Annotated in this window: 15 protein-coding genes; 11 read left to right on the forward strand and 4 right to left on the reverse strand. The window is 65.2% G+C overall.

What is annotated here, in order from left to right:
• The first annotated feature begins 91 nt into the window (after nt 1-91).
• The 9 genes from KCG88_RS04275 to KCG88_RS04315 all read left to right on the forward strand — a co-directional run bounded on the left by KCG88_RS04275 (nt 92) and on the right by KCG88_RS04315 (nt 15,765).
• Nucleotides 92-478, forward strand: a complete 387-nt coding sequence (locus tag KCG88_RS04275; RefSeq protein ID WP_011061493.1) for an AprI/Inh family metalloprotease inhibitor — start codon at nt 92-94, stop codon at nt 476-478.
• A 209-nt stretch (nt 479-687) separates the two neighbouring features.
• Nucleotides 688-2,469, forward strand: a complete 1,782-nt coding sequence (locus KCG88_RS04280) for a type I secretion system permease/ATPase (RefSeq protein WP_047286856.1) — start codon at nt 688-690, stop codon at nt 2,467-2,469.
• The gene (locus KCG88_RS04285; protein ID WP_015635758.1) at nt 2,466-3,800 is read left to right on the forward strand and encodes an HlyD family type I secretion periplasmic adaptor subunit; all 1,335 of its coding nucleotides are present in this window, start codon (nt 2,466-2,468) and stop codon (nt 3,798-3,800) included. Before KCG88_RS04280 ends, KCG88_RS04285 begins: the two co-directional genes overlap by 4 nt.
• Nucleotides 3,801-3,802: 2 nt before the next feature.
• Complete coding sequence (locus tag KCG88_RS04290) at nt 3,803-5,164, forward strand: TolC family outer membrane protein (RefSeq protein WP_210711820.1); 1,362 nt, start codon at nt 3,803-3,805, stop codon at nt 5,162-5,164.
• A gap of 49 nt (nt 5,165-5,213) precedes the next feature.
• Nucleotides 5,214-6,899 carry a polyurethanase gene (locus KCG88_RS04295; protein ID WP_210711821.1) on the forward strand — a complete coding sequence of 562 codons (1,686 nt, stop codon included), beginning with the start codon at nt 5,214-5,216 and terminating at the stop codon, nt 6,897-6,899.
• A gap of 193 nt (nt 6,900-7,092) precedes the next feature.
• Nucleotides 7,093-10,071, forward strand: a complete 2,979-nt coding sequence (locus KCG88_RS04300; protein WP_210711822.1) for an autotransporter serine protease — start codon at nt 7,093-7,095, stop codon at nt 10,069-10,071.
• Nucleotides 10,072-10,136: 65 nt separating this feature from the next.
• Nucleotides 10,137-13,253, forward strand: coding sequence for an autotransporter serine protease (locus tag KCG88_RS04305; protein ID WP_210711823.1), 3,117 nt, complete (start codon nt 10,137-10,139; stop codon nt 13,251-13,253).
• Nucleotides 13,254-13,366: 113 nt separating this feature from the next.
• Nucleotides 13,367-15,220: a polyurethanase gene (locus KCG88_RS04310; protein ID WP_210711824.1), complete on the forward strand. Its 1,854-nt coding sequence runs from the start codon at nt 13,367-13,369 to the stop codon at nt 15,218-15,220.
• A 164-nt stretch (nt 15,221-15,384) separates the two neighbouring features.
• Nucleotides 15,385-15,765: a hypothetical protein gene (locus tag KCG88_RS04315; protein WP_210711825.1), complete on the forward strand. Its 381-nt coding sequence runs from the start codon at nt 15,385-15,387 to the stop codon at nt 15,763-15,765.
• Nucleotides 15,766-15,781: 16 nt separating this feature from the next.
• Here KCG88_RS04315 and KCG88_RS04320 read toward each other — a convergent pair whose 3' ends face one another.
• Entirely contained in the window at nt 15,782-16,006 is a 225-nt protein-coding gene (locus KCG88_RS04320) for a YgdI/YgdR family lipoprotein (RefSeq protein WP_011061484.1), read from the reverse strand.
• A gap of 206 nt (nt 16,007-16,212) precedes the next feature.
• On the opposite strand from KCG88_RS04320, the gene KCG88_RS04325 reads away from it, so the two are divergent.
• Nucleotides 16,213-17,859, forward strand: a complete 1,647-nt coding sequence (locus KCG88_RS04325) for a VRR-NUC domain-containing protein (protein WP_210711826.1) — start codon at nt 16,213-16,215, stop codon at nt 17,857-17,859.
• On the forward strand, nt 17,856-20,132 hold the full coding sequence (locus KCG88_RS04330) for an ATP-dependent DNA helicase (RefSeq protein ID WP_210711827.1): 2,277 nt from the start codon (nt 17,856-17,858) through the stop codon (nt 20,130-20,132). The genes KCG88_RS04325 and KCG88_RS04330 overlap by 4 nt, the downstream gene beginning before the upstream one ends.
• Nucleotides 20,133-20,154: 22 nt before the next feature.
• Here KCG88_RS04330 and KCG88_RS04335 read toward each other — a convergent pair whose 3' ends face one another.
• The 3 genes from KCG88_RS04335 to KCG88_RS04345 form a co-directional block, all read right to left on the reverse strand.
• A complete protein-coding gene (locus KCG88_RS04335) occupies nt 20,155-20,562 on the reverse strand; it encodes a TIGR03067 domain-containing protein (RefSeq protein ID WP_047286838.1) in 408 nt (135 codons plus the stop codon).
• 26 nt (nt 20,563-20,588) lie between these two features.
• Entirely contained in the window at nt 20,589-21,236 is a 648-nt protein-coding gene (locus KCG88_RS04340; protein ID WP_047286836.1) for a response regulator, read from the reverse strand.
• Between the two features lie 76 nt (nt 21,237-21,312).
• Entirely contained in the window at nt 21,313-24,489 is a 3,177-nt protein-coding gene (locus KCG88_RS04345; RefSeq protein ID WP_210711828.1) for a hybrid sensor histidine kinase/response regulator, read from the reverse strand.
• Nucleotides 24,490-24,492: the final 3 nt, after the last annotated feature.

The following is a 24,492-nucleotide window of genomic DNA, read 5'->3' on the forward strand; positions in this document are numbered from 1 at the left end:
GAAATGAGCGCGGGGCCGCGCAGTCGAGCGGCTCTGCGTTCTTGCTTTGGGCCCTGGCCTGAGCGAGTCTACCGGGCGAACGGAGCACCCTATGACCCTGCATATTTCCTGTTGCCGGGCGGCCCGATGGCTGCTGGCGACACTGATGATCTTTTATGGAGCAATCACCATGGCAAGCAGCCTGCGCTTGGCGGACCCCTCGGAACTGGTTGGACACTGGCAGCTGCAACAGGCAGCCGCACCCGCTGAAGGTTGCACCCTGGACCTGCTGCACAACGCCGCCCTGGGCGACGGCGCCGACTGCCTGTCGAAATGGCTCGGGGAAGCCGCGGTGGGCTGGTTCCCGGAGCCCGATGGCATTGCCATTACCGGCCGCGAAGGTTCGAAAATCATTTTCTTCAGTCGCCAGAAAGAGGGCCTCTACGAAGCCCGCCTGAAGGCCGACGGTCTGATTGTGTTACAACGCGCCGCTAATTAAACGATGAGTGTGTTCGTCTAATAAACGACGGCCATTATATCGCCACTCTCTTGGCCGACAGGAACATGTTCGGGCTGCTGTTGGATACAGCTGTCCGAATTATTCGTGTCCGCAGGATTCAGCAACTAAGTAGTGCGGGTTGTTAGTTGTAGGCTACATTGGTTCCACGCTAGCGGGCGCGGATTAACAGCTCAGGGAAAATGTTAGAAATGGTGAAGAACAATCATCCTGCACCACTGTTCAAGGCACTGGGCGAATATAAGGGCATCCTCATCAGCGTCGGTTGTTTCACCGCGTTGATTAACGTGCTGATGCTGGTGCCTTCCATCTATATGTTGCAGGTCTACGACCGGGTACTGTCGTCGCAGAATGAAACCACCCTGGTGATGCTGTCGTTGATGGTGGTGGGCTTCTTCGTCTTTATCGGTCTTCTGGAAGTGCTGCGCAGCTTTATCGTGATCCGCATCGGCAGCCAGTTGGAGCGCCGCTTCAACCTGCGGGTCTACCAGGCTGCGTTCGAGCGCAACCTGTCCCGGGGCGAGGGCCATGCGGGGCAGTCCCTGGGGGATCTGACCCATATTCGCCAGTTTCTCACCGGGCCGGCGCTGTTCGCCTTCTTCGATGCACCCTGGTTCCCCATCTACCTGCTGGTGATCTATGCCTTCAACGTCTGGCTCGGAGTGTTCGCCACTGTGGGCGCGTTGTTGCTGATTGCCCTGGCGTGCCTCAACGAAGCGATGACCAGGAAGGATCTGGCCGAGGCCAGCGGTTTTTCGCAGCGTTCCACCCAGCTGGCCACCAGCCACCTGCACAACGCCGAAACCATCCAGGCCATGGGCATGCTCGGCGCCTTGCGCAAACGCTGGTTCGCCGTGCACTCGCGCTTTCTCGGCCTGCAGAACCAGGCCAGCGATACCGGCTCGGTGATCAGCTCCCTGAGCAAGACCTTGCGTCTGTGCCTGCAATCTCTGGTGCTGGGCCTGGGTGCCTTGCTGGTGATCAAGGGCGACATGACCGCGGGGATGATGATTGCCGGTTCGATCCTCATGGGCCGAGTGCTGAGCCCCATCGACCAGTTGATCGCGGTGTGGAAGCAATGGAGTTCGGCCAAGCTGGCCTACGGCCGCCTGGATGCGCTGCTGCGCGAGTTTCCGCCCAGCGATACGGCGATGTCCTTGCCGGCGCCCAAGGGCCAGGTGAGCTTCGAGCAGGTCAGCGCCGGCCCACCCGGACGGCGGATGGCGACCCTGCAACAGGTGAGCTTCAGCATCAATGCCGGCGAAGTGCTTGGCGTGCTGGGGGCCTCCGGTTCCGGCAAGTCGACCCTGGCCCGGGTACTGGTGGGCGTATGGCCGACCCTGGGCGGCACCGTGCGCCTGGACGGGGCCGATATCCATCGCTGGAACCGCGACGAGCTGGGGCCCTACATCGGCTATCTGCCCCAGGATATCGAACTGTTTACCGGCAGCATCGCCGAGAACATCGCACGCTTTCGCCAGGCCGACCCGGAGCAGGTGGTCCAGGCCGCGCAGATGGCCGGGGTGCATGAGCTGATCCTGCGCCTGCCCCAGGGCTACGACACCGTGCTCGGCGATGACGGCAGCGGCCTGTCCGGTGGCCAGAAGCAGCGGGTGGCCCTGGCCCGGGCGCTGTATGGCAGCCCGAGCCTGGTGGTGCTGGACGAACCCAATTCCAACCTCGATACCGTGGGCGAAAGTGCCCTGGCGGCGGCCATTGCCCAGCTCAAGGCCCGGGGCACCAGCGTGGTGCTGGTGACCCACCGTTCCTCGGTGCTGGCCCTGGCCGACAAGCTGCTGGTACTCAACGAAGGCCGCTTGCAGGCCTTCGGCCCGAGCCAGGAAGTGCTCAAGGCCCTGGCCGGCGGCCAGCAAGCCCAGGCCCAGGAGGCGCCCAAGCCCGTTGCAGCGGCACCCGGCGGCCTCAGCATGAGCCGGCAATACCAGGCTCCGACACGGAATTCAGGCGCATGAGCAAGGACAGCAACATGATGATCGAAGAGGGTTACGCGCCGGAACGGGTCGAGCGTGACGCGGGCTTTTTCGCCCGCATGGGCTGGATCCTGGCCCTGGTGGGGGCGGGCAGTTTCTTCGTCTGGGCGGCGCTGGCGCCCCTGGACCAGGGCATTCCGGTGCAAGGCACGGTGGTGGTGTCCGGCAAGCGCAAGGCGGTGCAGTCCATGAGCAGCGGGGTGGTCAGCCGGATCCTGGTGCGCGAGGGCGAAAGCGTGAAGCAGGGCCAGCCGCTGTTCCGCCTGGACCAGACCCAGGTGGCGGCGGACGTGCAATCGCTGCAAGCCCAGTACCGCATGGCCATGGCCAGCCTGGCGCGCTGGCGCAGCGAGCGCGACAACCTCAAGCAGGTGGATTTCCCCGCGCCCCTGAGCGACAGCGACGATCCGCGCCTGGCCCTGGTGCTGGAGGGCCAGCGCCAGTTGTTCAGCAGCCGGCGCGAGGCATTCTCCCGGGAGCAGGCGGGCATCCGTGCCAATATCGAAGGCGCCACCGCGCAACTGGCCGGCATGCGCCGGGCCCGCACCGACCTCGGTAGCCAGGCCGAATCCCTGCGCCAGCAACTGAGCAACCTGCAACCTTTGGCGGACAACGGCTACATCCCGCGCAACCGCCTGCTGGAATATCAGCGCCAACTGTCCCAGGTGCAGCAGGAACTGGCGCAGAACACCGGGGAAAGCGGGCGAGTGGAGCAGGGCATCCTCGAATCTCGGCTCAAGCTGCAACAGCACAGCGAGGAGTACCAGAAAGAGGTGCGCAGCCAGTTGGCCGAAGCCCAGCTCAAGACCCAGACCCTGGAGCAGCAACTGACCTCTGCCGGTTTCGACCTGCAGCACAGCGAGATCATCGCCACCGCCGACGGCATCGCGGTCAACCTCGGGGTGCACACCGAGGGCGCGGTAGTGCGCCAGGGCGAGACCCTGCTGGAAATCGTGCCCCAGGGCACTCACCTGGAGGTGGAAGGGCGGCTGCCGGTGAACCTGGTGGACAAGGTCGGCACCCACTTGCCGGTGGACATCCTGTTCACCGCCTTCAACCAGAGCCGCACGCCACGGGTGCCGGGCGAAGTCAGCCTGATTTCCGCCGACCAGATGCTCGACGAGAAAACCGGCATGCCCTACTACGTGCTGCGCAGCAGTGTCAGCGACCAGGCCATGGAGAAGCTCAACGGCCTGGTGATCAAGCCCGGCATGCCGGCGGAAATGTTCGTGCGCACTGGCGAGCGTTCCCTGCTCAATTACCTGTTCAAGCCACTGCTCGACCGGGCAGGTTCCGCACTGACTGAAGAATAAGGATGTCGCGTCGTATGAGTAAGCTTTCCATTCTCGCGGCGGCTCTGGCGCTGTTGGCCTGCCAGACGGCCCAGGCGGTGGGCCCGTTCCAGATCTACGAACAGGCCCTGCGCAACGACCCGGTGTTCCTCGGCGCCATCAAGGAACGCGACGCCGGCCTTGAAAACCGCGCCATCGGCCGCGCCGGGCTGCTGCCCAAGGTCGGCTACAGCTACAACAAGGGCCATAACAACTCCAAGGTCAGCTATCTGGATACGGTGCGCGGCACCCTTACCGAAAAACGCAACTACGACAGCTACGGTTCGTCCCTGACCCTGCAGCAGCCGCTGATCGACTACGAGGCCTACGCCAATTACCGCAAGGGCGTGGCCCAGGCGCTGTTTGCCGACGAGAACTTTCGCGGCAAGAGCCAGGAGTTGCTGGTGCGGGTGCTGAGCTACTACACCAAGGCGCTGTTCGCCCAGGACCAGATCGACATCGCCCTGGCCAAGAAAAAGGCCTTCGAGCAACAGTTCCAGCAGAACCGGCACATGTTCCAGCAGGGCGAGGGCACCCGCACCGACATCCTCGAAGCCGAGTCGCGCTACGAATTGGCCACCGCCGAAGAGATCGAAGCCCGGGACGAGCAGGACGCGGCCTTGCGCGAGCTGGCGGCCCTGACCGGCGAGCCGAACCTCGATGTGCGGGATCTGGACCCCTTGCAGGAGGACTTCCAGTCCTTCTCCCTGACCCCGGCCAACTACGACACCTGGCACGAGATGGCCCTGAGCAACAACCCGGTGCTGGCTTCCCAGCGCCAGCGGGTCGAGGTCGCGCGCTACGAGGTGGAACGCAACCGCGCCGGGCACCTGCCCAAGCTCAGCGCCTACGCCACCATGCGCCAGAACGAATCGGAAAGCGGCAACACCTACAACCAGCGCTACGACACCAACACCATCGGTATCGAAGTCAGCGTGCCGTTGTATGCCGGGGGCGGGGTCTCGGCCTCGACCCGCCAGGCCAGCCGCTCCATGGAACAGGCCGAGTACGAACTGGACGGCAAGACCCGGGAAACCCTGATTGAACTCCGCCGCCAATTCAGTGCCTGTCTATCGGGGGTGAGCAAGTTGCGGGCCTACCAGAAAGCCCTGACTTCGGCCGAGGCCCTGGTGGTCTCGACCAAGCAGAGCATCCTGGGGGGCGAACGGGTCAACCTCGATGCACTGAACGCCGAACAGCAGCTCTACACCACCCGCCGCGACCTGGCCCAGGCGCGCTATGACTACTTGATGGCCTGGACCAAGCTGCACTACTACGCAGGCGCTCTGCGGGAAGAGGATCTGGCCAGGGTCGACGAGGCTTTCGGCCAGCGCGCGCAGCCTTAGGAGGCCTTGCCGACCGCAGGCTCAGGGACAATAAAAAAGAGGAATGAGCATGAGTATCTTCGATTACAAGACCGCCCTTGGCGGTGACGGCAAGGCCCTCTACAGCGAGGCCATTACTCTGGCGCTGTACGCCTCCACACCCACCGGCGAGGCGCTGCCGGGCACCGCCTGGCGCCCCATCAGCGCCAGCCAGCTGGGCTACCAGGGCAACGTCAGCGCCCAGGGCACGATTTCCGGCGAGCAGGCGATTGTCAGCGACGCCCAGGTCGAGGTGCTGGGCAAATACGACGCGGCCGGGCAGTTGCTGTCCATCGGCATCAGCTTTCGCGGCACCGACAGCCTCAAGGACGGTATCAACGACTTGCAGGCGGCCTTCGTGTCGGGCTTTGCCGACAACTACAGCCGCCTGGCCTTTGACAACCTGCTGGGCAAGGTGGCGGCCTTTGCTGCGGCCCAGGGCTTGAGCGGCAGCGATGTGCTGGTCACCGGCCACAGCCTGGGCGGCCTTGGGGTCAACAGCCTGGCGGCCATGAGCAGCGATCACTGGGGCGGCTTCTACCAGGACGCCAGCTACGTGGCCTTCGCCTCGCCGACCCAGAGCGCCAACAGCTCGCAGGTGCTGAACATCGGCTATGAAAACGACCCGGTGTTCCGCGCCCTGGACGGCACTCATTTCAACGCCTCGTCCCTGGGCACCCACGACAAGCCCCAGGAATCGGCGACCAACAACATCGTCAGCTTCACCGATCACTATTCATCGTTCCTCGGCAAGCTGATTCCCCAGAGCATCCTCAATCCGCAGTCCTGGTCGGCCCACAGCGCGGTGGACTACGCCGGCGGCCTCAACCGCCTGATCAACTCGGATTTCTATGACCTGACCAGCCGCGACTCCACCGTGGTTATTTCCAACCTGTCCGAGGGCAAGCGCGATCAGGTCTGGGTCAAGGACCTCAACCTGTACGCGGAAAAACACACCGGCAGCACCTTCATCATCGGCACCCAGAGCAACGACCTGCTGCACGGCGGCAAGGGCAACGACTACCTGGATGGCGGGGCCGGCGATGATCGCTTCCGCGATGACGGCGGCTACAACATCATCCATGGCGGGCAGGGCCATAACGTGCTGGAACTGCAGCAGCCGCTGAAGAACTTTTCCATCGCCAATGACGGCGACGGCACCCTGTATATCCGTGATGCCTACGGCGGCATCAGCATGACCCGGGACGTCGGCGCCCTGGTCAGCCACGAGACCGGAAGCTGGTGGCAACTGTTCGGCAAGGACTTGAGCCACAGCGTCACCGCCGACGGCTTGCAGAATGGCAGCCAGTGGACCGCCTACAACCATTCCCTCAACGGCGATGCCTACGGCAATGCGCTGGTAGCCAGCGTCGATGGCGACTGGCTGTTCGGCCATGGCGGCGATGACCTGCTGAGCAGCGACAAGGCCAACGTGACCTTCGTCGGTGGCACTGGCAACGACGTCATGCACTCCAGCGGTGGCGGGGGCAATACCTTCCTGTTCAGCGGCAACTTCGGCTTCGACCTGATCCACGGCTACCAGAACACCGACAAGCTGGTGTTCATGGGCGTGCCCGGGGTAGACGCCCATTACGACTACAGCCAGCATTTGTCGCAGAACGGCAACGACACCCTGCTCAGTGTCGGCGAGTTCTCGGTGACCCTGGTGGGGGTCGGCATGGACAGCCTTTCGGGCTCGGGCCTGGTCTTCGCCTGACCCTCACCGATATCCAGCGCTAGAGGCCCCGCAGCACCCTGAAAAGGGCTGCGGCGGCGACAGCTTTGCCCGCAGCAGGCGCCCCTGGGCGTAGGGCGCGAACCCTCAAGGAGCCAGTCCCATGAAGTAAGCCGTGGTTGCTGATCGGTTACGGAAAGTCGATCCCAGAACAACAACAAGAGAAGTCATCAACATGGATGTGAATGTTCATCAGCTCAATGTGCTGGCGGCCGGGGTGTTCCTGGCGTTTGCCGCGAACCTGCCGGGTGGGGCCCAGGCGGCCTACCAGGAAACCGGTCGCCCCGGTGATGCCGCCAGCTGGCGCTCCGCCGAATACCTGCAGGACTGGGGCCTGGACCGGATGCAGGCGAACCAGGCCTACGCCGCCGGCCTTACCGGTAGCGGGGTCAGGATCGGTGCCCTGGATTCGGGCTTCGATGCGGCCCATGCCGAAGCCTCGTCCCTGCGCTTTCACCCGGTGATCGCCAGCGGCAGCTACCGGGACGGCAGCGGGTTCCAGGTGTCCGGGGTGCTCAACGCCAACAACGACACCCACGGCACTCACGTCACCGGCACCATGGGCGCCGCCCGCGACGGCAACGGCATGCACGGGGTGGCCTTCAATGCCCAGGTCTACGTCGGCAACACCAACGGCAACGACAGCATGCTCTTCGGCCCGGGCCCCGACCCGCGCTATTTCCAGGCGGTGTACGGTGCCCTGGCCGACGCTGGGGTGCGAGTCATCAACAACAGTTGGGGCAGCCAGCCCAAGGACGTCAGCTACCAGACCCTCCAGGGCCTGCACGCCGCCTATGCCCAGCACTTCGGCCAGGACACCTGGCTCGACGCGGCGGCGCAGGTCTCGCGCCAGGGGGTGATCAACGTCTTCAGCGCCGGCAACAGCGGCTATGCCAATGCCAGCGTGCGATCGGCACTGCCGTATTTTCAGCCGGAGCTGGAAGGGCACTGGCTGGCGGTCTCGGGCCTGGACAAGAACAACCAGCAGAAATACAACCAGTGCGGGATCGCCAAGTACTGGTGCCTGGCCACGCCCGGCGCGGCCATCACCAGCACTGTGCCCGGGGGCGGCTACGCCACTTACAACGGCACTTCGATGGCCGCGCCCCATGCCACCGGGGCCCTGGCCCTGGTGATGGAGCGCTACCCCTATCTGGACAACCAGCAGGCCCTGCAGGTGCTGCTGACCACCGCCCGCCAGCTCGATGGTTCGCTGACCCAGGCCCCTGGCAGCCTGGTGGGCTGGGGCGTGCCGGACCTGGGCCGGGCATTGCACGGGCCCGGGCAGTTGCTGGGGGAATTCAAGGTCAACCTGGAAACCGGGCAGGGCGATGTGTGGAGCAACGGCATCTCCGACCAGGCCCTGGCCCAGCGCCAGGTGGAGGATGCCGCCGAGCACCAGGCCTGGCAACAGACCCTCAAGGATCGTGGCTGGGAGCAGGGCCCGGGGGCCCAGGCCAGCCAGCAGGAACTGACCGACTACGCGGTCGGCATGGCCCGGGATGCGGCGGCTGCGCAGCGCCTGTACCAGGGCAGCCTGGTCAAGTCCGGGGCCGGCTGGCTGTTGCTTAGCGGTGACAGCAGCTATCGCGGGCCGACCACGGTCGATGGCGGGCTGCTGGTGGTCAACGGCAGCCTGGCATCCGCGGTCACGGTCAACAGTGGCGCGAGCCTGGGTGGCAGCGGGCAGGTCGCGGCGCTGACCGCGACCCGCGGCGCGCGCGTGGCCCCGGGCAACTCCATCGGCACCCTGAATGTGGCCGGCGATGTGAGTTTCCAGCCGGGTTCGACCTACGCCGTGGAGCTGTCGCCGACCGCCAGCGACCGGATCGTCGCCGGTGGCCGGGCGCATCTGGAGGGCGCCCAGCTCAGCCTGAGCCTGGAACACAACGCCAACCTGCTCAGCGCCGGGCAGGTCAGGGGGCTGGTCGGGCGCCAGTTCGACATCTTGCAGGCCGCGGGCGGTATCGATGGGCAGTTCGCCCTGGTGCAACCCAACTACCTGTTTCTCGGCGCCGTGGTCGATTACTCCGCCAGCGGCGTGCAACTGGGCCTGGTGCGCAGCGCCGCGACCTTTGCCAGCGTGGCCGCCAGCCCCAACCAGCGCGCAGTGGCCACGGCGGTGGAGCAGTTGGGTTCGGCCGACCCGGTCTACGAAAGCCTGCTGCTGTCGGCCTCGCCGGCTTCGGCTCAAGGGGCGTTGCAACAGTTGTCCGGGGAGATCTACCCGGCCCTGGAGCAGACCTTGCTCAATCAGGGCCGCGACCTGCGCCAGGCCTTTGGCCAGCGCTTGCAGCGCCCGGGGCCAAATGCCGGGGAGGGCGAGGCGAGTTTCTGGATCAAGGGCCTGGGTGGGCAGGCGCGCACTGACGGCGACTCGGGCCACAGCTCCTACCAGAGCAACGGCGGTGGGGTGTTGCTGGGGCTGGACCGCGACCCGGACGCGGACACGCGGGTCGGCCTGGCCGCCGGCTACAGCGACACCACGCTGCGCATGGGCGGCGCCAGCCACTCCAGCGCGCAGATCGACAGCTACCACCTGGGCGCCTATGCCGGGCGCGGCCTGGGCGACCTGCGCCTGAGCCTGGGGGCCAGCCACAGCTGGCATAGCGCCCAGGTGCGCCGCGACCTGCAATACGCCGAAGCCAGCGCCAAGCAGAAGGCCCGGATCGACGGCCGCAGCAGCCAGCTGTTCAGCGAGGCGGCGTATCGGCTGCAGTTCCCAGCCCTGACGTTGGAGCCCTTCGCCAACCTGGCCTACCTGCACCTGCAGCGTGACGCCTTCCACGAGAAGGGCGACGCCGCGGCCCTGCGCGCCGGGGAGGACAGCGCCGAGGCCCTGCTGGGCACTCTGGGGGCCCGGGGCCTGAAGCGGCTCAGCCTGAGCCGCGGCCAGCCCCTGGAGCTGTCCAGCAGCCTGGCCTGGCAGCACCGCCTGGGGCATGACACTTCCAGCCAGCACCTGGCGTTCGCCAGCGGCGGCCCGGGCTTTGCCGTGGACAGCGCAAGCGCGTCCCGGGATGCGGCGCTGCTGGGGCTTCAGGCGCGCCTTGGAGTCACCGCCCAGCTGGACCTGAGCCTGGATTACCAGGGCCAGCTGGGCAATGCCGAACAGTTCCACAGCGTGGGGCTGAACCTTGACTGGCGCTTCTGAAGCGCCGGTCGCCATACCCCGGCGCAGAGCGTCGTCGCGCCGGTCGATTGCCCATACAACTAAGGATGGTCGTAGTGAAGCAGTTTCAACCTGGACACCCGCAACTTCGCAATACCCGCTCTGGATGGCCTCGCTGCCGGCCGCTAACCTGGGCCTACAGCCCGCTGGCCAGCGCCCTGGCCGGTTGCCTGGCCCTGGCCACTGGTGCCCAGGCGGCGCCCTATGTGGAAGCCGGCAAGCTCGGTGACGCGGCCAGTTGGCGCAGTGCCGAATTCAAGGCCGACTGGGGCCTGGGGGCGATACATGCCGACAGTGCCTATGCCGCCGGCTACACCGGCCAGGGCATCAAGCTGGGGATCTTCGACCAGCCGGTGTATGCCCAGCACCCCGAATTCGCCGGCAGCGACAAGGTCATCACCCTGGTGACCAGCGGCATCCGCCAGTACACCGATCCCTACATTCCGGTGAAGGCTGGAGACGCCTTTCGTTATGACGGCACGCCCTCGGTAGGCTCGGACGGCAAGCTGGGCTCCCACGGCACTCACGTGGGCGGTATCGCCGCCGGCAGCCGCGATGGCGGCCCCATGCACGGAGTGGCCTTCGACGCCCAGATCATCAGCGCCGAGAACGGCGACCCCGGCCCCGAGGACGGCATCATCCTGGGCAACGATGGGGCGGTGTACAAGGCCGGCTGGGACGGCCTGGTGGCCAGTGGCGCGCGGATCATCAACAACAGCTGGGGCATCGGCATTACCGACGCATTTGCCAAGGGCGGGCGCGATCCGGCGTTCCCGCACTTCGGCCTGAGTGACGCCCAGGCCCAGTTCAGCCAGATCCGGCCCTTGCTCGGCACCTTGCAAGGCGGTGCCTATGACGGCGCCATCAATGCGGCCCGCAGTGGCGTGCTGACCATCTTCGCCGCGGGCAACGACTACAACCTGAACAACCCCGACGCCATCGCCGGGCTGGGCTATTTCGTCCCGGAAATCGCCCCGCAGTGGCTGACCGTGGCGGCCTTGCAGCAGAACCCGGATACCAGCAGCACCGAGCCTTACACCATCAGTACCTTTTCCTCACGCTGCGGCTACACCGCGAGCTTCTGTGTCTCGGCCCCGGGTACGCGGATCTACAGCGCGGTGATCGGCGGCACCAGCCTGGAAGACATGACGGTCGGTTACGCCAACAAGAATGGCACCTCGATGGCCGCGCCCCATGCCGCCGGTGCGGCGGCGCTGCTGATGGAGCGCTTTCCCTATATGGATGCGGCGCAGATCGCCGGGGTGCTGCGCACCACCGCCCGGGACATGGGTGCGCCGGGCATCGACGAGCTGTATGGCTGGGGCATGATCGACCTGCAAAAGGGCATTCGCGGCCCGGGCATGCTGGTCACCGAGCAGGACATCCCCCAGGAGCTGCGGATCGACGGCGCCTATGGCTCATCCCAATGGGTGGCCAACCTGCCGGGGGTCGGTGCGCTGCTGGACGCCGGCAAGCCCACGCAACGGCGCTGCACCCAGTTCAACTGCGGCTTCGACATCTGGAGCAACGACATCAGCGGCCATGGCGGCCTGACCAAGGAGGGCATCGGCACCCTGGTGCTCAGCGGCAACAACAGCTACGCCGGCCCGACCCTGGTCAACCAGGGCCGCTTGGCGGTCAACGGCAGCCTGACGTCGACGGTGACGGTGAACCAGGGTGCAACCCTGGGCGGCAATGGCCGGATCGGCGGGCTGACGGCCAACGCTGGGGCCACGGTGGCCCCGGGCAATTCCATCGGCACCCTGAACGTGGCCGGCGACGTGACCTTCCAGCCGGGCTCGACCTACGCCGTGGAGGTGTCGCCGACCGCCAGCGACCGGATCGTCAGCAGCGGCCAGGTGACCATTGCCGGGGCCAACCTGGCCATGGTCCTGGAGCCTTCAAGCAATGGTTTTGGCAGTGTGCTGGGGCGCCAGTTCGACATCCTCGACGCGGCGGGCGGAATTCAGGGCAGCTTCGGTGCGGTGCTGCCTAACTACCTGTTCCTTGCCGGCAGCCTGGACTACTCGGCCACCGGTGTGCAGTTGGCGGTGCAGCGCAGTGCGCGCTCGTTCGCCAGTGTCGGCCTGACCGACAACCAGGTGTCGGTGGCTGCTGCCGCCGAGCAACTGGGGGCCGGCAGCCCGCTGTTCGAAAGCCTGCTGCTGGCGCCGACCGCCGCCAGTGCCCAGCAGGCCTTCCAGCAATTGTCCGGGGAGATCCACCCGGCGGTGGCCAGTGTCCTGATCAACCAGAGCCGTCACCTGCGCGACACCATGGGCGAGCGCCTGCGCCAGGACGCCGGGGCTGTCGGCAACGGCACCCAGAGCCTTGATGACGGCGCCTGGTTCAAGGTCCTGGGCGCCTGGGGCAAGGCCGATGGCGGGCATTCCCAGGCCGGCTACAACACCTCTATCGGCGGCTTGCTGGCCGGGGTGGATGGTGAAGTGGGCGAGGGCCGGCGCCTGGGGCTGTTCGGTGGCTACAGCGACAGTTCCCTGAACATGGGCGACGGCACCCATTCCTCGGCCAAGGTCGACAGTTACCACCTGGGGGCCTATGTCGGCCAGCAGCTGGATGCCGTGCGCTTAAGTGCCGGCGGTTCCTATAGCTGGCACCGCATTGACGTCAAGCGCGAGTTGCAGTTTGCGGGGGAATCCGAGCGGCTCAAGACCAAGCGTGACGCCCAGAGCGCCCAGCTGTTCACCGAAGCCGCCTGGAGCCTGGACCTGCAACCCCTGGCGCTTGAACCCTTCGCTAACCTGGCCTACGTCAATGTGGCCAGCGACCGCTTCAAGGAAAAGGGCGGCGACGCGGCCTTGAGGGGCGCGGACGATCACCGCGAGGCCTGGCTCACGACCCTGGGCCTGCGCGCTGGCCAGCGCCTGCAACTGGGCTCGACCCGAAGCCTGGAGCTGTCGGCTACCCTGGGTTGGCAGCACCAGCTGAGCCCCACCGACGCCACGATGAACCTGGGGTTCGTCGAGGGCGGGCAGGGCTTCAAGGTGCAGAGCCTGTCCCTGGATCGCGACGCCGCGGTCATTGGCGCCCGGGCCGGCATGGCCGTGGGCCGTGGTACTCGGGTCAACCTGGATTACAACGGGTTGCTGGGTGCCCGGGACAAGAGTCACGGGGTCGGCTTGACCCTGGACTGGCAGTTCTGAAGGCCGGGTAGCCCGCAGTCCCCCGGCCCTTCACCGAGTTGCCCGAGTCCCGCCACGGGGCTTGGGCGGCATGCGTTTGCTTTGACAATTCCAACAACAGAAGAGGCAATACCATGGGTGTGTTTGACTACAAGAACTTCACTGCAAGTGACTCCAAGGCGCTGTTTTCCGATGCGCTGGCGATCACCCTGTACTCCTACCACAACATCGACAACGGCTTTGCCGAGGGCTACCAGCACAACGGCTTCGGCCTGGGCTTGCCGGCGACCCTGGTCACGGCGCTGATCGGCAGCGGCGATTCCCAGGGGGTAATCCCCGGTATTCCCTGGAACCCCGACTCCGAGAAGGCCGCGCTGGATGCCCTGCACCAGGCCGGCTGGTCCACCCTCAGCGCCCAGCAACTGGGCTACGACGGCAAGGTCGATGGCCGGGGAACCTTCTTTGGCGAGAAGGCCGGCTACGGCACGGCCCAGGTGGAAATCCTCGGCAAGTACGATGCCCAGGGCCACCTGGAGTCCATCGGCATTGCCTTTCGCGGCACCAGCGGACCACGGGAATCGGTGATCAGTGACACCATCGGTGATGTGATCAACGACCTGCTGGCGGCCCTGGGGCCCAAGGACTATGCGAAGAACTATGCCGGCGAGGCGTTCGGCAAGCTGCTGGGAGATGTGGCCGCTTTCGCCCAGGCCAATGGCCTGTCGGGCAAGGATGTGCTGGTCAGCGGCCACAGCCTGGGCGGGCTGGGGGTCAACAGCCTGGCGGACCTGAGCAGCGAACGCTGGTCGGGGTTCTACAAGGACTCCAACTACATCGCCTATGCCTCGCCGACCCAGAGCGCCAGCGACAAGGTGCTGAACATCGGCTACGAGAACGACCCGGTGTTCCGCGCCCTGGACGGCTCAACCTTCAACCTGTCGTCCCTCGGGGTGCATGACGCCCACCAGGGCTCGGCGACCAACAACATCGTCAACTTCAACGACCATTACGCCTCGACCCTGTGGAATGTGCTGCCGTTCTCGATCCTCAACATTCCCACCTGGCTCTCCCACCTGCCCACCGGCTACGGCGACGGCCTGACCCGGGTGCTGGAGTCGAAGTTCTACGACTTCACCAGCAAGGACTCCACCATCGTGGTAGCCAATCTGTCGGACCCGGCCCGGGCCAGCACCTGGGTCCAGGACCTCAACCGCAATGCCGAGACCCACAAGGGCAGCACCTTCATCATCGGCAGCGACGGCAACGACCTGATCCAGGGCGGCAGCGGCAACGACTACCTGGAAGGCCGCGCCGGCAACGATACGTTCCGCGACAGCGGCGGCTACAACATCATCCTCGGCGGCCAGGGCAGCAACACCCTGGACCTGCAGCAGTCGGTCAAGAACTACAGCTTTGCCAACGACGGCGCCGGGACCCTGTACCTGCGCGACGCCAATGGCGGTATCAGCATGACCCGCGACATTGGCGCGATCCAGAGCAAGGAGCCGGGCTTTCTCTGGGGCCTGTTCAAGGACGATGTGATCCACCAGGTCACCGACCAGGGCCTCAAGGCCGGCGGGCAGCTTAGCCAGTACGCCTCTTCGGTCAGGGGGGATGCGGGCGACAACGTGCTCAAGGCCCATGCCGGCGGCGACTGGCTGTTCGGTCTGGACGGCAACGACCACCTGATCGGCGGCCAGGGCAACGATGTGTTCGTTGGCGGTGCCGGCAACGACCTGATGGAGGGCGGAGGCGGCAACAATACCTTTCTGTTCACCGGGCATTTCGGCCAGGACCGCATCCTCGGCTATCAGGGGGGCGACAAGCTGGTGTTCATGGGGGTGAGCGGGGTGCTGCCGGACCAGGACTATCGGGCTCATGCCAGCAGTAGTGGGAACGACACGGTGCTGACCTTCGGCCAGGACTCGGTGACCCTGGTGGGGGTCAGCCTGGAGCACCTCAACGGTTCCGGCATCGTTCTCGCCTGATGCGGGCGCGGCGCGGGGCCTGCAATGGGCCTTGCGCCGTTCATTGGCGGGGTAAAGTGACCTGTCAGTCGATTTGCGACTCCAATTGCGGTAAAGCTGAAACGTGTCAGCTCGTTACTACAGGCAGGCATTCACGCTACGGCAATGACAGGAGAGTTTTGACGGTGAGTAACAGCAAGAGGTATGCGAGCGGCATGGTGCTGGCCCTGTGGGTGGCCATGGCATCTGCCGAGGAGTTGCCTCACAGCTCGATTTTGAAGCGTTATGGGGTGACCCCGGATCAGTTGCCGGTCGGCCAGCCGGCGCCTGAAGTGAAGGAGGCGCCGGCCCCGAGCCGCTTCCATGTGCAACCCGAACAACCCTGGGCCCAGGTGCGTCTGGGGGACGACAAGAGGCCGGATACCACCGGCAACATCAGCATCGACAACGCCGAGGCCCGGGAGCGCGAGCGTTGCCAGCAGGTGCGTAACGAATTGTCCAGGCGCGGCAAGCCCCTGGGAGTTTTCTGCGAGCCAGGGCAGGGGCCCTTTCCCTGGTCGCACTGACTTCAACCGCGGTGGATCATTTTTCCTGGCGGACGGTGGCCACATCGTCCGCCTTGACCCGGATGGTCTTGCCGGAAATGTCCTGGAATTCATAGAAACCGTCGGCGGTCTTGGTCTTGGGCTGGTCCCGGGTCAGGTATTGGGTGCCGTTCTGCAGGGTCACCACAGTGGGCGAGGCGCAACCGGCCAAGGCCATGGCGCCGCAAGCGGCCAGAAACAATCCCAGGTTCTTCACTTTCATACAGACCTCTCATCAATGATGCGCATGCGCATTGGCGCCGGACACTATAGCCATGGGCCCTTGGTGTAGTGAAGACGACGAAAGTTCGCCAGGGAATTGTAAAAAACTTCGCTGCGCCATTTATCCAATAGTGTTTGCCAGACCCGGTCGTCGGCTGTTATCTGTATGCATAACCAGTATCCGATCAGCCGTGGCGCTTGCGTTCAGTGAATTCCAATCCCCTTGAAAACCCCCTCTATTACCTGCACAACTTCCGCCAGGTATTGAACTGGCTGCAGCTGCGCTATGCCGATGTACTGAGCGTCGACGAGCAGCGCTTCATCCTTGATTTCGCGCAACTGGCCGAGCCTTCCCAGGCGTTGCTGGTGCGCATGGTGATGCGCAAGGGCCGGCACTTTCGCCTGAGCAAGCTCAGCTACCCGGAGATCGGCGACAGCGCCGTGGCCCTGGAGCCGTTGCTGGCGCTGGGCTGGGTCGATGAGCAGGCGCCGCTCTGCCTGGAGGAGCTGTTCGGCCTGCTGCAAAAGGCCGAGATCCTGCAGTGCTTCAACGGGCTTGCGGCCAAGGCCAGGAAAGACCAGTGGCTGGAAGAGCTAACCCAGCAGGGCCTGGCGCCCCAGGCATTCGCCCAGTGGTGCCCAGCGTTGCCCGACCGGCTCCTGAGCCTGACGCTGATGCCGCTGTGCGATCGCCTGCGCCTGATGTTCTTTGGCAACCTCTATCAGGACTGGTCGGAGTTCGTCCTCGCGGACCTGGGCATCTACAGCTACGAGAAGGTCGAGATCAGTGCCGATGCCCGTGGCCTGCGTAGCCGCGAAGACGTGGACGGCTTCCTCTATCTGCATGAGTGCCAGGAAGCGTTCGAGGCCGGCGCCGAATTGCCCGAGGTGCTGGCGCACATTGCCCGCTTCCAGACCCTCAACCCCTGGCTGGAAAAACGCCGGGCCAAGCTGCTGTTTCAGCTCGGCCAGCAGTGCGAGCGCCTGGCGCAGTGGGCGCTGGCCCGACAGATCTACCAGGAGTGCGCCTACCCGGGGGCACGCTCGCGATTGATCCGGGTGCTGGAGCGCAGCGCCGAATACCAGGCCGCCCTGGCACTGGCCGAACAGGCCGCCGCCGCGCCCGAGAGCGCCGCCGAGGCCCAGCATCTGCTACGGATCATGCCCCGGCTGCGGCGCAAGCTGGGCGGGCCGCCGGCGCCCCGGGCGGCCAGCCGCGAGGTGCAGCGCCTGGACCTGTGCCTGGCGCGTGACGCCGACGGCCTGGCGGTGGAACTGCATGTCCAGGCCCATCTGCACCAGCCCCAGGCGCCGGTGCACTACGTGGAGAACAGCCTGATCAATTCGCTGTTCGGCCTGCTGTGCTGGCCGGCGATCTTTGCCCCCTTGCCCGGTGCGTTTTTCCACCCGTTCCAGCGTGGGCCGGTGGACCTGTTCAGCGAAGACTTCCATCAGCGGCGCAGCGAACTGTTCCAGGCCTGCCTGGCAGAACTCGACGATGGCCGTTACCGGCAGAGCATCCGCCAGCGCTTCGTGGCCAAGTGGGGGTTGCAGTCGCCCTTCGTGTTCTGGGGCGCGCTGAGCGAGGAGTTGCTCGACCAGGCCCTTGACTGCCTGCCCGCCGAGCACCTGAAGCACTGGTTCCAGCGCCTGCTGCTGGACATCAAGGCCAACCGCGCCGGTATGCCGGATCTGATCCAGTTCTGGCCCGAGCAGAAGCGCTACCGAATGATCGAGGTCAAGGGCCCGGGGGACCGCCTGCAGGACAACCAGCTGCGCTGGCTGGATTTCTGCCAGGAACACCAGATGCCAGTGGCGGTGTGCTACGTGCAGTGGCAGGACCCCAGCGCGTGAGTTATCGCATCGCGGTGCGTGCCCTGTGCGAATTCAGCGCCAAGGCCGGCGACCTGGACCTGCGCTTCACCCCATCGCCCACGGCGCTGGAGGGCATTGCCGGGCACCGTACCGTGGCGTCGCGACGCAACCCCGGCTACCAGAGTGAAGTGGCCCTGGAGGGGCAATACGCCGAGCTGCTGGTCAAGGGCAGGGCGGACGGCTACGACCCGGCGCAGAACCTGCTGGAGGAGATCAAAACCTACCGTGGCGACCTTGAGCGCATGCCCGACAACCATCGGCAATTGCACTGGGCCCAGGCCAAGGTCTATGGCTGGCTGCTGTGCCAGAGCCTGCAACTGCCGAGCATCCGTGTCTCGCTGGTGTATTTCGATGTGCTCAGCGAAGGCGAAACCGCCCTGGTGCAAGAGCACAGCGCCGAGGAACTGGAAGAGTTCTTCAATCGCCAGTGCGCGCTGTTCCTGCACTGGGCGCAACAGCAAATGCACCATCGCGCGACCCGGGACCAGGCCACCCGGGACCTGCGCTTTCCCCACGCCGAGTTTCGTCGCGGCCAGCGCCCGCTTGCCGAGTCGGTGTACAAGGCGGTGAGCACCGGGCGCTGCCTGCTGGCCCAGGCCCCCACCGGCATCGGCAAGACCCTGGGCACGATCTTTCCCATGCTCAAGGCCATGGCCCCGCAACAGCTGGACACACTGCTGTTTCTGACCGCCAAGACCCCGGGCCGGCAACTGGCCCTGGATGCCGCCCGGGTGCTGTTCTCCGGGGTGCCGGGGTTGCCGTTGCGAGTGCTGGAGCTGGTGGCCCGGGACAAGGCCTGCGAACACCTGGACAAGGCCTGCCACGGTGAATCCTGCCCGCTGGCCAAGGGCTTTTACGACCGCCTGCCGGCGGCACGCCAAGCCGCCAGCCAAGTGCCATTGCTGGATCGTCAGGCGCTGCGCGAGGTGGCCCTGGAGCATCAGGTCTGCCCCTATTACCTGAGCCAGGAAATGGCTCGCTGGAGTGACCTGGTGGTGGCCGACTACAACTACTACTTTGACTTCAGCGCCTTGCTCTTCGGCCTGGCCCAGGCCAATCAATGGCAGGTGGCGGTGCTGGTGGACGAGGCTCACAACCTGGTGGAGCGCGGGCGCGGCATGTACAGCGCGAGCCTGGACCAGCAGCAATTGGCGAGCGTGCGCAGCAGCGCGCCCCAGGCCTTGAAGAGCCCGTTGCAGCGGCTCAATCGCGAGTGGAATGCCTTGCACAAGGAGCAGGTGGCCGAGTATCAGGCCTATGCCCAGCTGCCGGCCGCGCTGCTCAAGGCCCTGGCCCTGTGCGTGGCGGCCCTGGGGGACTATTTCAACGAACAGCCCGGGGGCCTGGACAGCGGTTTGCAGGGCCTGTATTTCGAACTGCTGCAGTTTGCCCGGGTGGCGGAGCTGTTCGATGAGCAGCAGTTCATCTTCGACATCAGCAAGCGCGCCCTGGGCGCCAAGCGCAGCCTGTCGCGCCTGAGCCTGCGCAATGTGGTGCCGGCGGCGTTGCTGGGGCCGCGGCTGGCGGCGGCCCGCAGCACGGTGCTGTTCTCTGCCACCCTCAATCCCCGAGGTTACTACGCTGACCTGCTGGGGCTGCCGGACAACACCGTGTGGCTGGAGGTGGAATCGCCGTTCGACGCCGGGCAGCTGGAGGTGCAGATTGTCAGCCGCATCTCCACCCGCTACGCCCACCGGCAGGCCTCCCTGGTGCCTATTGTCGAGTTGATGGCCCGGCAGTTTGCGGCGCGCCCGGGCAACTACCTGGCGTTCTTCAGCAGCTTCGACTACCTGCAACAGGTGGCCGGGTTACTGGCGCGCGAGCACCCGGACATTGCGCTCTGGTGCCAGTCCCGTGGCATGGACGAGGCTTCGCGCCAGGACTTTCTCCAGCAGTTTCGTCCAGAGGGGCAGGGTATCGGTTTCGCCGTACTCGGCGGGGCTTTCGGCGAGGGCATCGACCTGCCGGGGTCGAAACTCATCGGGGCCTTTGTCGCCACCCTCGGCCTGCCCCAGCTCAACCCGCTGAACGAGCAGATGAAGCAGCGCATGGCGGCGCTGTTCGGCTCCGGCTATGACTACACCTACCTGTACCCGGGCCTGCAGAAAGTGGTGCAGGCGGCAGGGCGGGTGATCCGTGGTCAGTCCGACCGTGGGGTGCTGATGCTGATCGATGATCGCTTTGCCGAACCCAGGGTCCGCCAGCTGCTGCCGAGCTGGTGGGCCCTGGACGCGCCGCCGGCCGGCGGCTAGGCCGGGCGCGGGTTGCGCCGGTTCAGGCCGGGCGGGCGCGGACAAAGCGGCGCAGGGTCTGGCCCGGGCCCGTGCGGAAATGGCTTGGCCGGGGTTGGCCGGCATCGGCGGCGATGAATACGAACTCATCGTCGCTCAGCTGGTAGCTGGCCGGCAGCGCCTGGCCGGCGTCCGCGCCCATGGAGTCGGTCCAGGTGATCGACTTGGGATGGGTGCTGCTGTCGAGGGTGAAGGTCCCGGCCAGCAGCAGTTCACCGGCCGGGGTCACCACGCGAAAACCCTGGCCTTCGATAAAGGTCAAGGCGCCGGGGGCGCTGTGTTCGTCCGGTGGGTTGAGCACGCCGCTGTCTTCCATTGCGATCTGTTCCCAGGCCCCTTGCAAGCGTTGCAGCTCCAGCAGGTTGGCGGCTTCGGGTGAGGGTAAATCCATTTTCATGCAGTTCCTTGGGTTGGAAATCAGTTGAATATATTGCGGCCAATGCAGTAGGTCAGGAGGTCCTGGTCGCTCTGCACCTCCAGTTTACGCATGGCGGAGACCTTCTGCGCGCTGATGGTCTTGGCGCTGCGGTTCTGGCTGCGGGCGATGTCGCTGACACTTTTGCCGGAAACGAACAGGCGCAGAATCTCGAACTCCTTGGGCGACAGGGTGGAAATTCGCTCGTCGATGGCGATATTGGATTCCAGCACCGAATTGGGGACCGGCTCCAGGCTGCGATACACGGCCTTCTGGGCGATGGCCTTGAGGGCGATCTGGATCTCTTCGTGCAACTGGCTCTTCTGGATCACGCCGACCACACCCAACTCCCGCAGGCGGGTGAGGATCAACTGATTGGAAATCATGGTCAGGATCAGGATCTGTACGTGCGGGAAGTTGCGCTTGAGGTATTCCACCAGCTTCAGGCCATCACCGTAGGGCGAGTCCCCGGGCATGTTGTAGTCGGTGATGACCACATCCACCTGGCAACTTTCCAGCTTCTGGATCAGGCCTTGGGAAGACAGGGTTTCGCCGACGATCTCGAATCGATGATCACGTTCCATCAGCTCACGCACACCGAGCAACACGATAGGGTGATCGTCAGCGATGACTACTTTCAGTTTTTCCATGGCAAATACACCCCTGTAATAGGCAATTTAGTAAAGGAGCTGGGGGGATCGTCGGTACATTAAGCGCAGCAGGCCATTATTCAAGGGGTAACAGGAGCCTGGACAAACGCTGCATCAGTTGCCTGACCTGGTCTTGCAAATCAGCGGTCAGAGCACCTTCCAGCAATCGGCACTCCAGTTCGGCGCACGCCTTGGCCAGTGGGGCTGCCTGCACCGCCCCCATGGCGCCGGCGATGCTGTGCAGGCGCGCGGCGGCGGTCTTGCTGGCGCCGCTTTCCAGCGCCTCGGCCAACTGCTGCATATCGTCGTGCATGGTACTGAGAAACAGCGGGCGCATTTTCTCGGTGACTTGAATGCGGTCGCCTTGCGCTGCGTCGGGGGGAGGCCGGGACAGTGCGGGCGGCGCAATGCCGGGTGGTGCGGTCGCGGTGCTGGTCGGGCACAGCTTCGACAGATGCCCCCGCAGGGTCTGCAGGTTCATGGGCTTGACTATCCAGGTGTTCATGCCGGCGGCGAGGCAACGGATGCCTTCCTCGCGCAATGCATTGGCGGTGACACCGATGATCGGCAGTTGCGGGTCGCGGCGACGCAGCTCTCGTGCCAGCTCGTAGCCGTTCAGGATTGGCATATTGACGTCGGTGATCACGATGTCGAAGCGCTGTGGCTGCCAGTGTTCCAGGGCCTGCTTGCCGTTGGATGACAGGGTCACCTGGCAGCCCAGGGCCTGCAGTTGCTCCTTGATGATCGCCTGGTTGATCGGGCTATGTTTGGCCACCAGTATGCGCAGGTCCAGTTGGCCCGCGTGGCCGGCTCTCCGCTGTATCTGTGCCTGACACAGGGGCAAGCCCTGGTGGGCCAGTACCGCGGCCTGGGCGATGGCGCGAATATCGTGGGCGTCGACCTGCCAGGAGGTGGCCTGTGGCAGGCGACCACTACGGCCCCCGGAGACCGCGCTGACGCACGGGCCAGGCCAGGACGCCAGGCCATCCCGGGGCAGCATGTCGATGAGCACGCCATTGTGCGGCTCGTCGTTCCAGCCAGTGGGGGCCGGATGGGCCGGGACTCCCAGGCGGCAGAGCCAGTCACAGGTGTTTTTCAGCAACTCCGGTACCGGAGCCCGGACATACACTGGTGCACCTTCGGGCCATGGCGGCAATGGCGGCAGCCCTCCTGGCAGGCATCCCAGCGTCAGCCGCAGCGAGAAGCTGCTGCCCAGCCCCGGCTCGCTGGTTACCTGCATCTGCCCACCCATCATCTGGCTCAGACGCTCGCAGATCGCCAGTCCGAGGCCGGCCCCGGCCTCGTTGGAAGCGTCGCGTACCTGGAAGAAGGGGACGAACAGTTGGGGTTGCTGCTGGGACGAAATGCCGATCCCGGTGTCGGTGACCTGCCATTCGATGCGGGCTTGCTGGTCGAGCAACTCCAGCACCCGGACCCGCAACACCACCCGGCCGCTGTCGGTGAACTTGATCGCATTGCTCAGCAGGTTGTTGAGAATCTGGCTGATTCGCGCGGCGTCCCCCAGCAGCAGGTCCGGCAGGTTGGGGTCGATGCAGGCATAGAACAGCAGACCGCGCCGCTGGGCAGAGGCGGCGTGAGCGTGCAAGACATCCTCCAGCATGTCCAGCGGGCAGAACTCCACCGGATCGATGCTCATCTGCCCGGCCTCGATCCTGGAGACGTCGAGCACGTCGCTGATCAGCTGGAACAGGGTGCTGGAGGAGCGCTGGATGGTCTGCAGGTAGTCGCTCTGGCGGCTATCCAGGCGGGTCAGGCCAAGCAGTTCCAGGGTGCCGAGCACGCCGTACAGCGGGGTGCGGATTTCATGGCTCATGGTGGCCAGGAACAGGGTCTTGGCGGCATTGGCGGCGTCCGCCGAACGCCTGGCCCGGTCTAGCGCCCGGGCATCTTCCACATGCCGGGTGACATCGTTGAAGACACACACCAGCACATCCCGGCCTTGGTAGCGGGTCGAGACGACCTCCGCCTGCAGGTAGCGCCCGTCGATGTCGAGGCTGGTTTCGCCGCCGTCGATCAAGCTGCGCTCCTGGGCCAGCCGAGACAGCAGTTGTGCCGTGCCGTGCCATTGCTCGGCCTGATGGTTCTGCAGGATCACCTGGAGGTTGTCGCGGCGTACCACGCACAACCCCGCGGGAACGGTGTCGATGACCACGCGGTTGAAGGCTTCGCTTTCATTGAGGTAGTGCTGTGCCCGTTGTGCCGGGCCCACGACCTTGTTGTGGTACCAGCGGCTGGCAGCCCAGCCGCAGGCAATGCTGCCCACTCCCAGGACGAGCAGGCCCAGCAGGGCCCACAGCGCGTAGTCGAGGTAGTTCCTGTAGCTGATGGCATAGAGCCCGGTCCACAACTGCGGAGTCTGGCTGGTCACCTTGACGATCATCCCCTGTAGGCTGAAGTTGAGGCCTTCATGCAGCACGTCGGCAGGCGCCGGGTAGCCGGTGAGTGTGGCGCCGGAAGGCTCTATGAGGGTGAAGTCGTCGTGGATCGACCAGTGCAGGGTGCGCTCGATGTGGTTGAGATCTTCCAGGCTCAGCAGCGACGCGACCACGCTCCAGTCGTTGCCTCCCTGGACATGCAGCGGTAACGCCGGCTCATGCAGGTTGATGTACGCCAGCAGGCTGGGTGGGGCCTCTTCCGAAGCAGGCGGCCTGTACTGTTGCCAATGGACTTGGTTATCGGCAAAGCCGTCGTTGCTCATTACCTGCCGGCGTAGCGCCCCAGTGTCGGGAGCGGCGGCTTGCCTGGGAGGGCTGATGTCGAGATGGCCGAAAGTGTTGAACACAAAGGTTCGCGGAGCGGCATGGTGCGAGCCTTGCCAGAAAGCGCTGTAGAAGCTCGACAGCTGTAGCCCCAACGCGAACACCCTGGGCAGTTCGTCAGCCGACTGCTGTTGGGGGTAGAAGCTCAGGCTGAAGGGCATCGTGAAGAACGATTGCTGGCCCGTGGCGGGTACGAAGGCCTGCAGGTTCCGGTGAGGAGGGGCGTCTACCCTCAGGGCCTCGATCGAATGGCGCGTGGCCAGGCGTTGGAGAAACAGTTCCTGCTCCTGGATGTTCTCCATCAGTTGGGCGAAGTGCAAGCGCACGTTGCTGTGCTGTTCGTCGAACAGGTGTTCGAGGGTCCAGTACAGGGTGGCGAACAGCAGCAGCGCCAGGCCCAGCAGCATCACACCCATGTTCAATCGGGGCGAGCGGTGAGCCAGGTTCTCCAGCAGGGTGCTGCTTTCTTTCATTAC

The sequence above is a fragment of the Pseudomonas sp. MWU349 genome (assembly GCF_017947325.1).
GTDB lineage: Bacteria > Pseudomonadota > Gammaproteobacteria > Pseudomonadales > Pseudomonadaceae > Aquipseudomonas > Aquipseudomonas protegens.

Excerpts from the sequence above, each read along its gene's own strand:
- KCG88_RS04275 (WP_011061493.1), top strand. The coding sequence starts at position 92 with ATGACCCTGCATATTTCCTGTTGCCGGGCGGCCCGATGGCTGCTGGCG.
- KCG88_RS04280 (WP_047286856.1), top strand. The coding sequence starts at position 688 with ATGGTGAAGAACAATCATCCTGCACCACTGTTCAAGGCACTGGGCGAA.
- KCG88_RS04285 (WP_015635758.1), top strand. The coding sequence starts at position 2,466 with ATGAGCAAGGACAGCAACATGATGATCGAAGAGGGTTACGCGCCGGAA.
- KCG88_RS04290 (WP_210711820.1), top strand. The coding sequence starts at position 3,803 with ATGTCGCGTCGTATGAGTAAGCTTTCCATTCTCGCGGCGGCTCTGGCG.
- KCG88_RS04295 (WP_210711821.1), top strand. The coding sequence starts at position 5,214 with ATGAGTATCTTCGATTACAAGACCGCCCTTGGCGGTGACGGCAAGGCC.
- KCG88_RS04300 (WP_210711822.1), top strand. The coding sequence starts at position 7,093 with ATGGATGTGAATGTTCATCAGCTCAATGTGCTGGCGGCCGGGGTGTTC.
- KCG88_RS04305 (WP_210711823.1), top strand. The coding sequence starts at position 10,137 with ATGGTCGTAGTGAAGCAGTTTCAACCTGGACACCCGCAACTTCGCAAT.
- KCG88_RS04310 (WP_210711824.1), top strand. The coding sequence starts at position 13,367 with ATGGGTGTGTTTGACTACAAGAACTTCACTGCAAGTGACTCCAAGGCG.
- KCG88_RS04320 (WP_011061484.1), bottom strand. The coding sequence starts at position 16,006 with ATGAAAGTGAAGAACCTGGGATTGTTTCTGGCCGCTTGCGGCGCCATG.
- KCG88_RS04335 (WP_047286838.1), bottom strand. The coding sequence starts at position 20,562 with ATGGATTTACCCTCACCCGAAGCCGCCAACCTGCTGGAGCTGCAACGC.
- KCG88_RS04340 (WP_047286836.1), bottom strand. The coding sequence starts at position 21,236 with ATGGAAAAACTGAAAGTAGTCATCGCTGACGATCACCCTATCGTGTTG.
- KCG88_RS04345 (WP_210711828.1), bottom strand. The coding sequence starts at position 24,489 with ATGAAAGAAAGCAGCACCCTGCTGGAGAACCTGGCTCACCGCTCGCCC.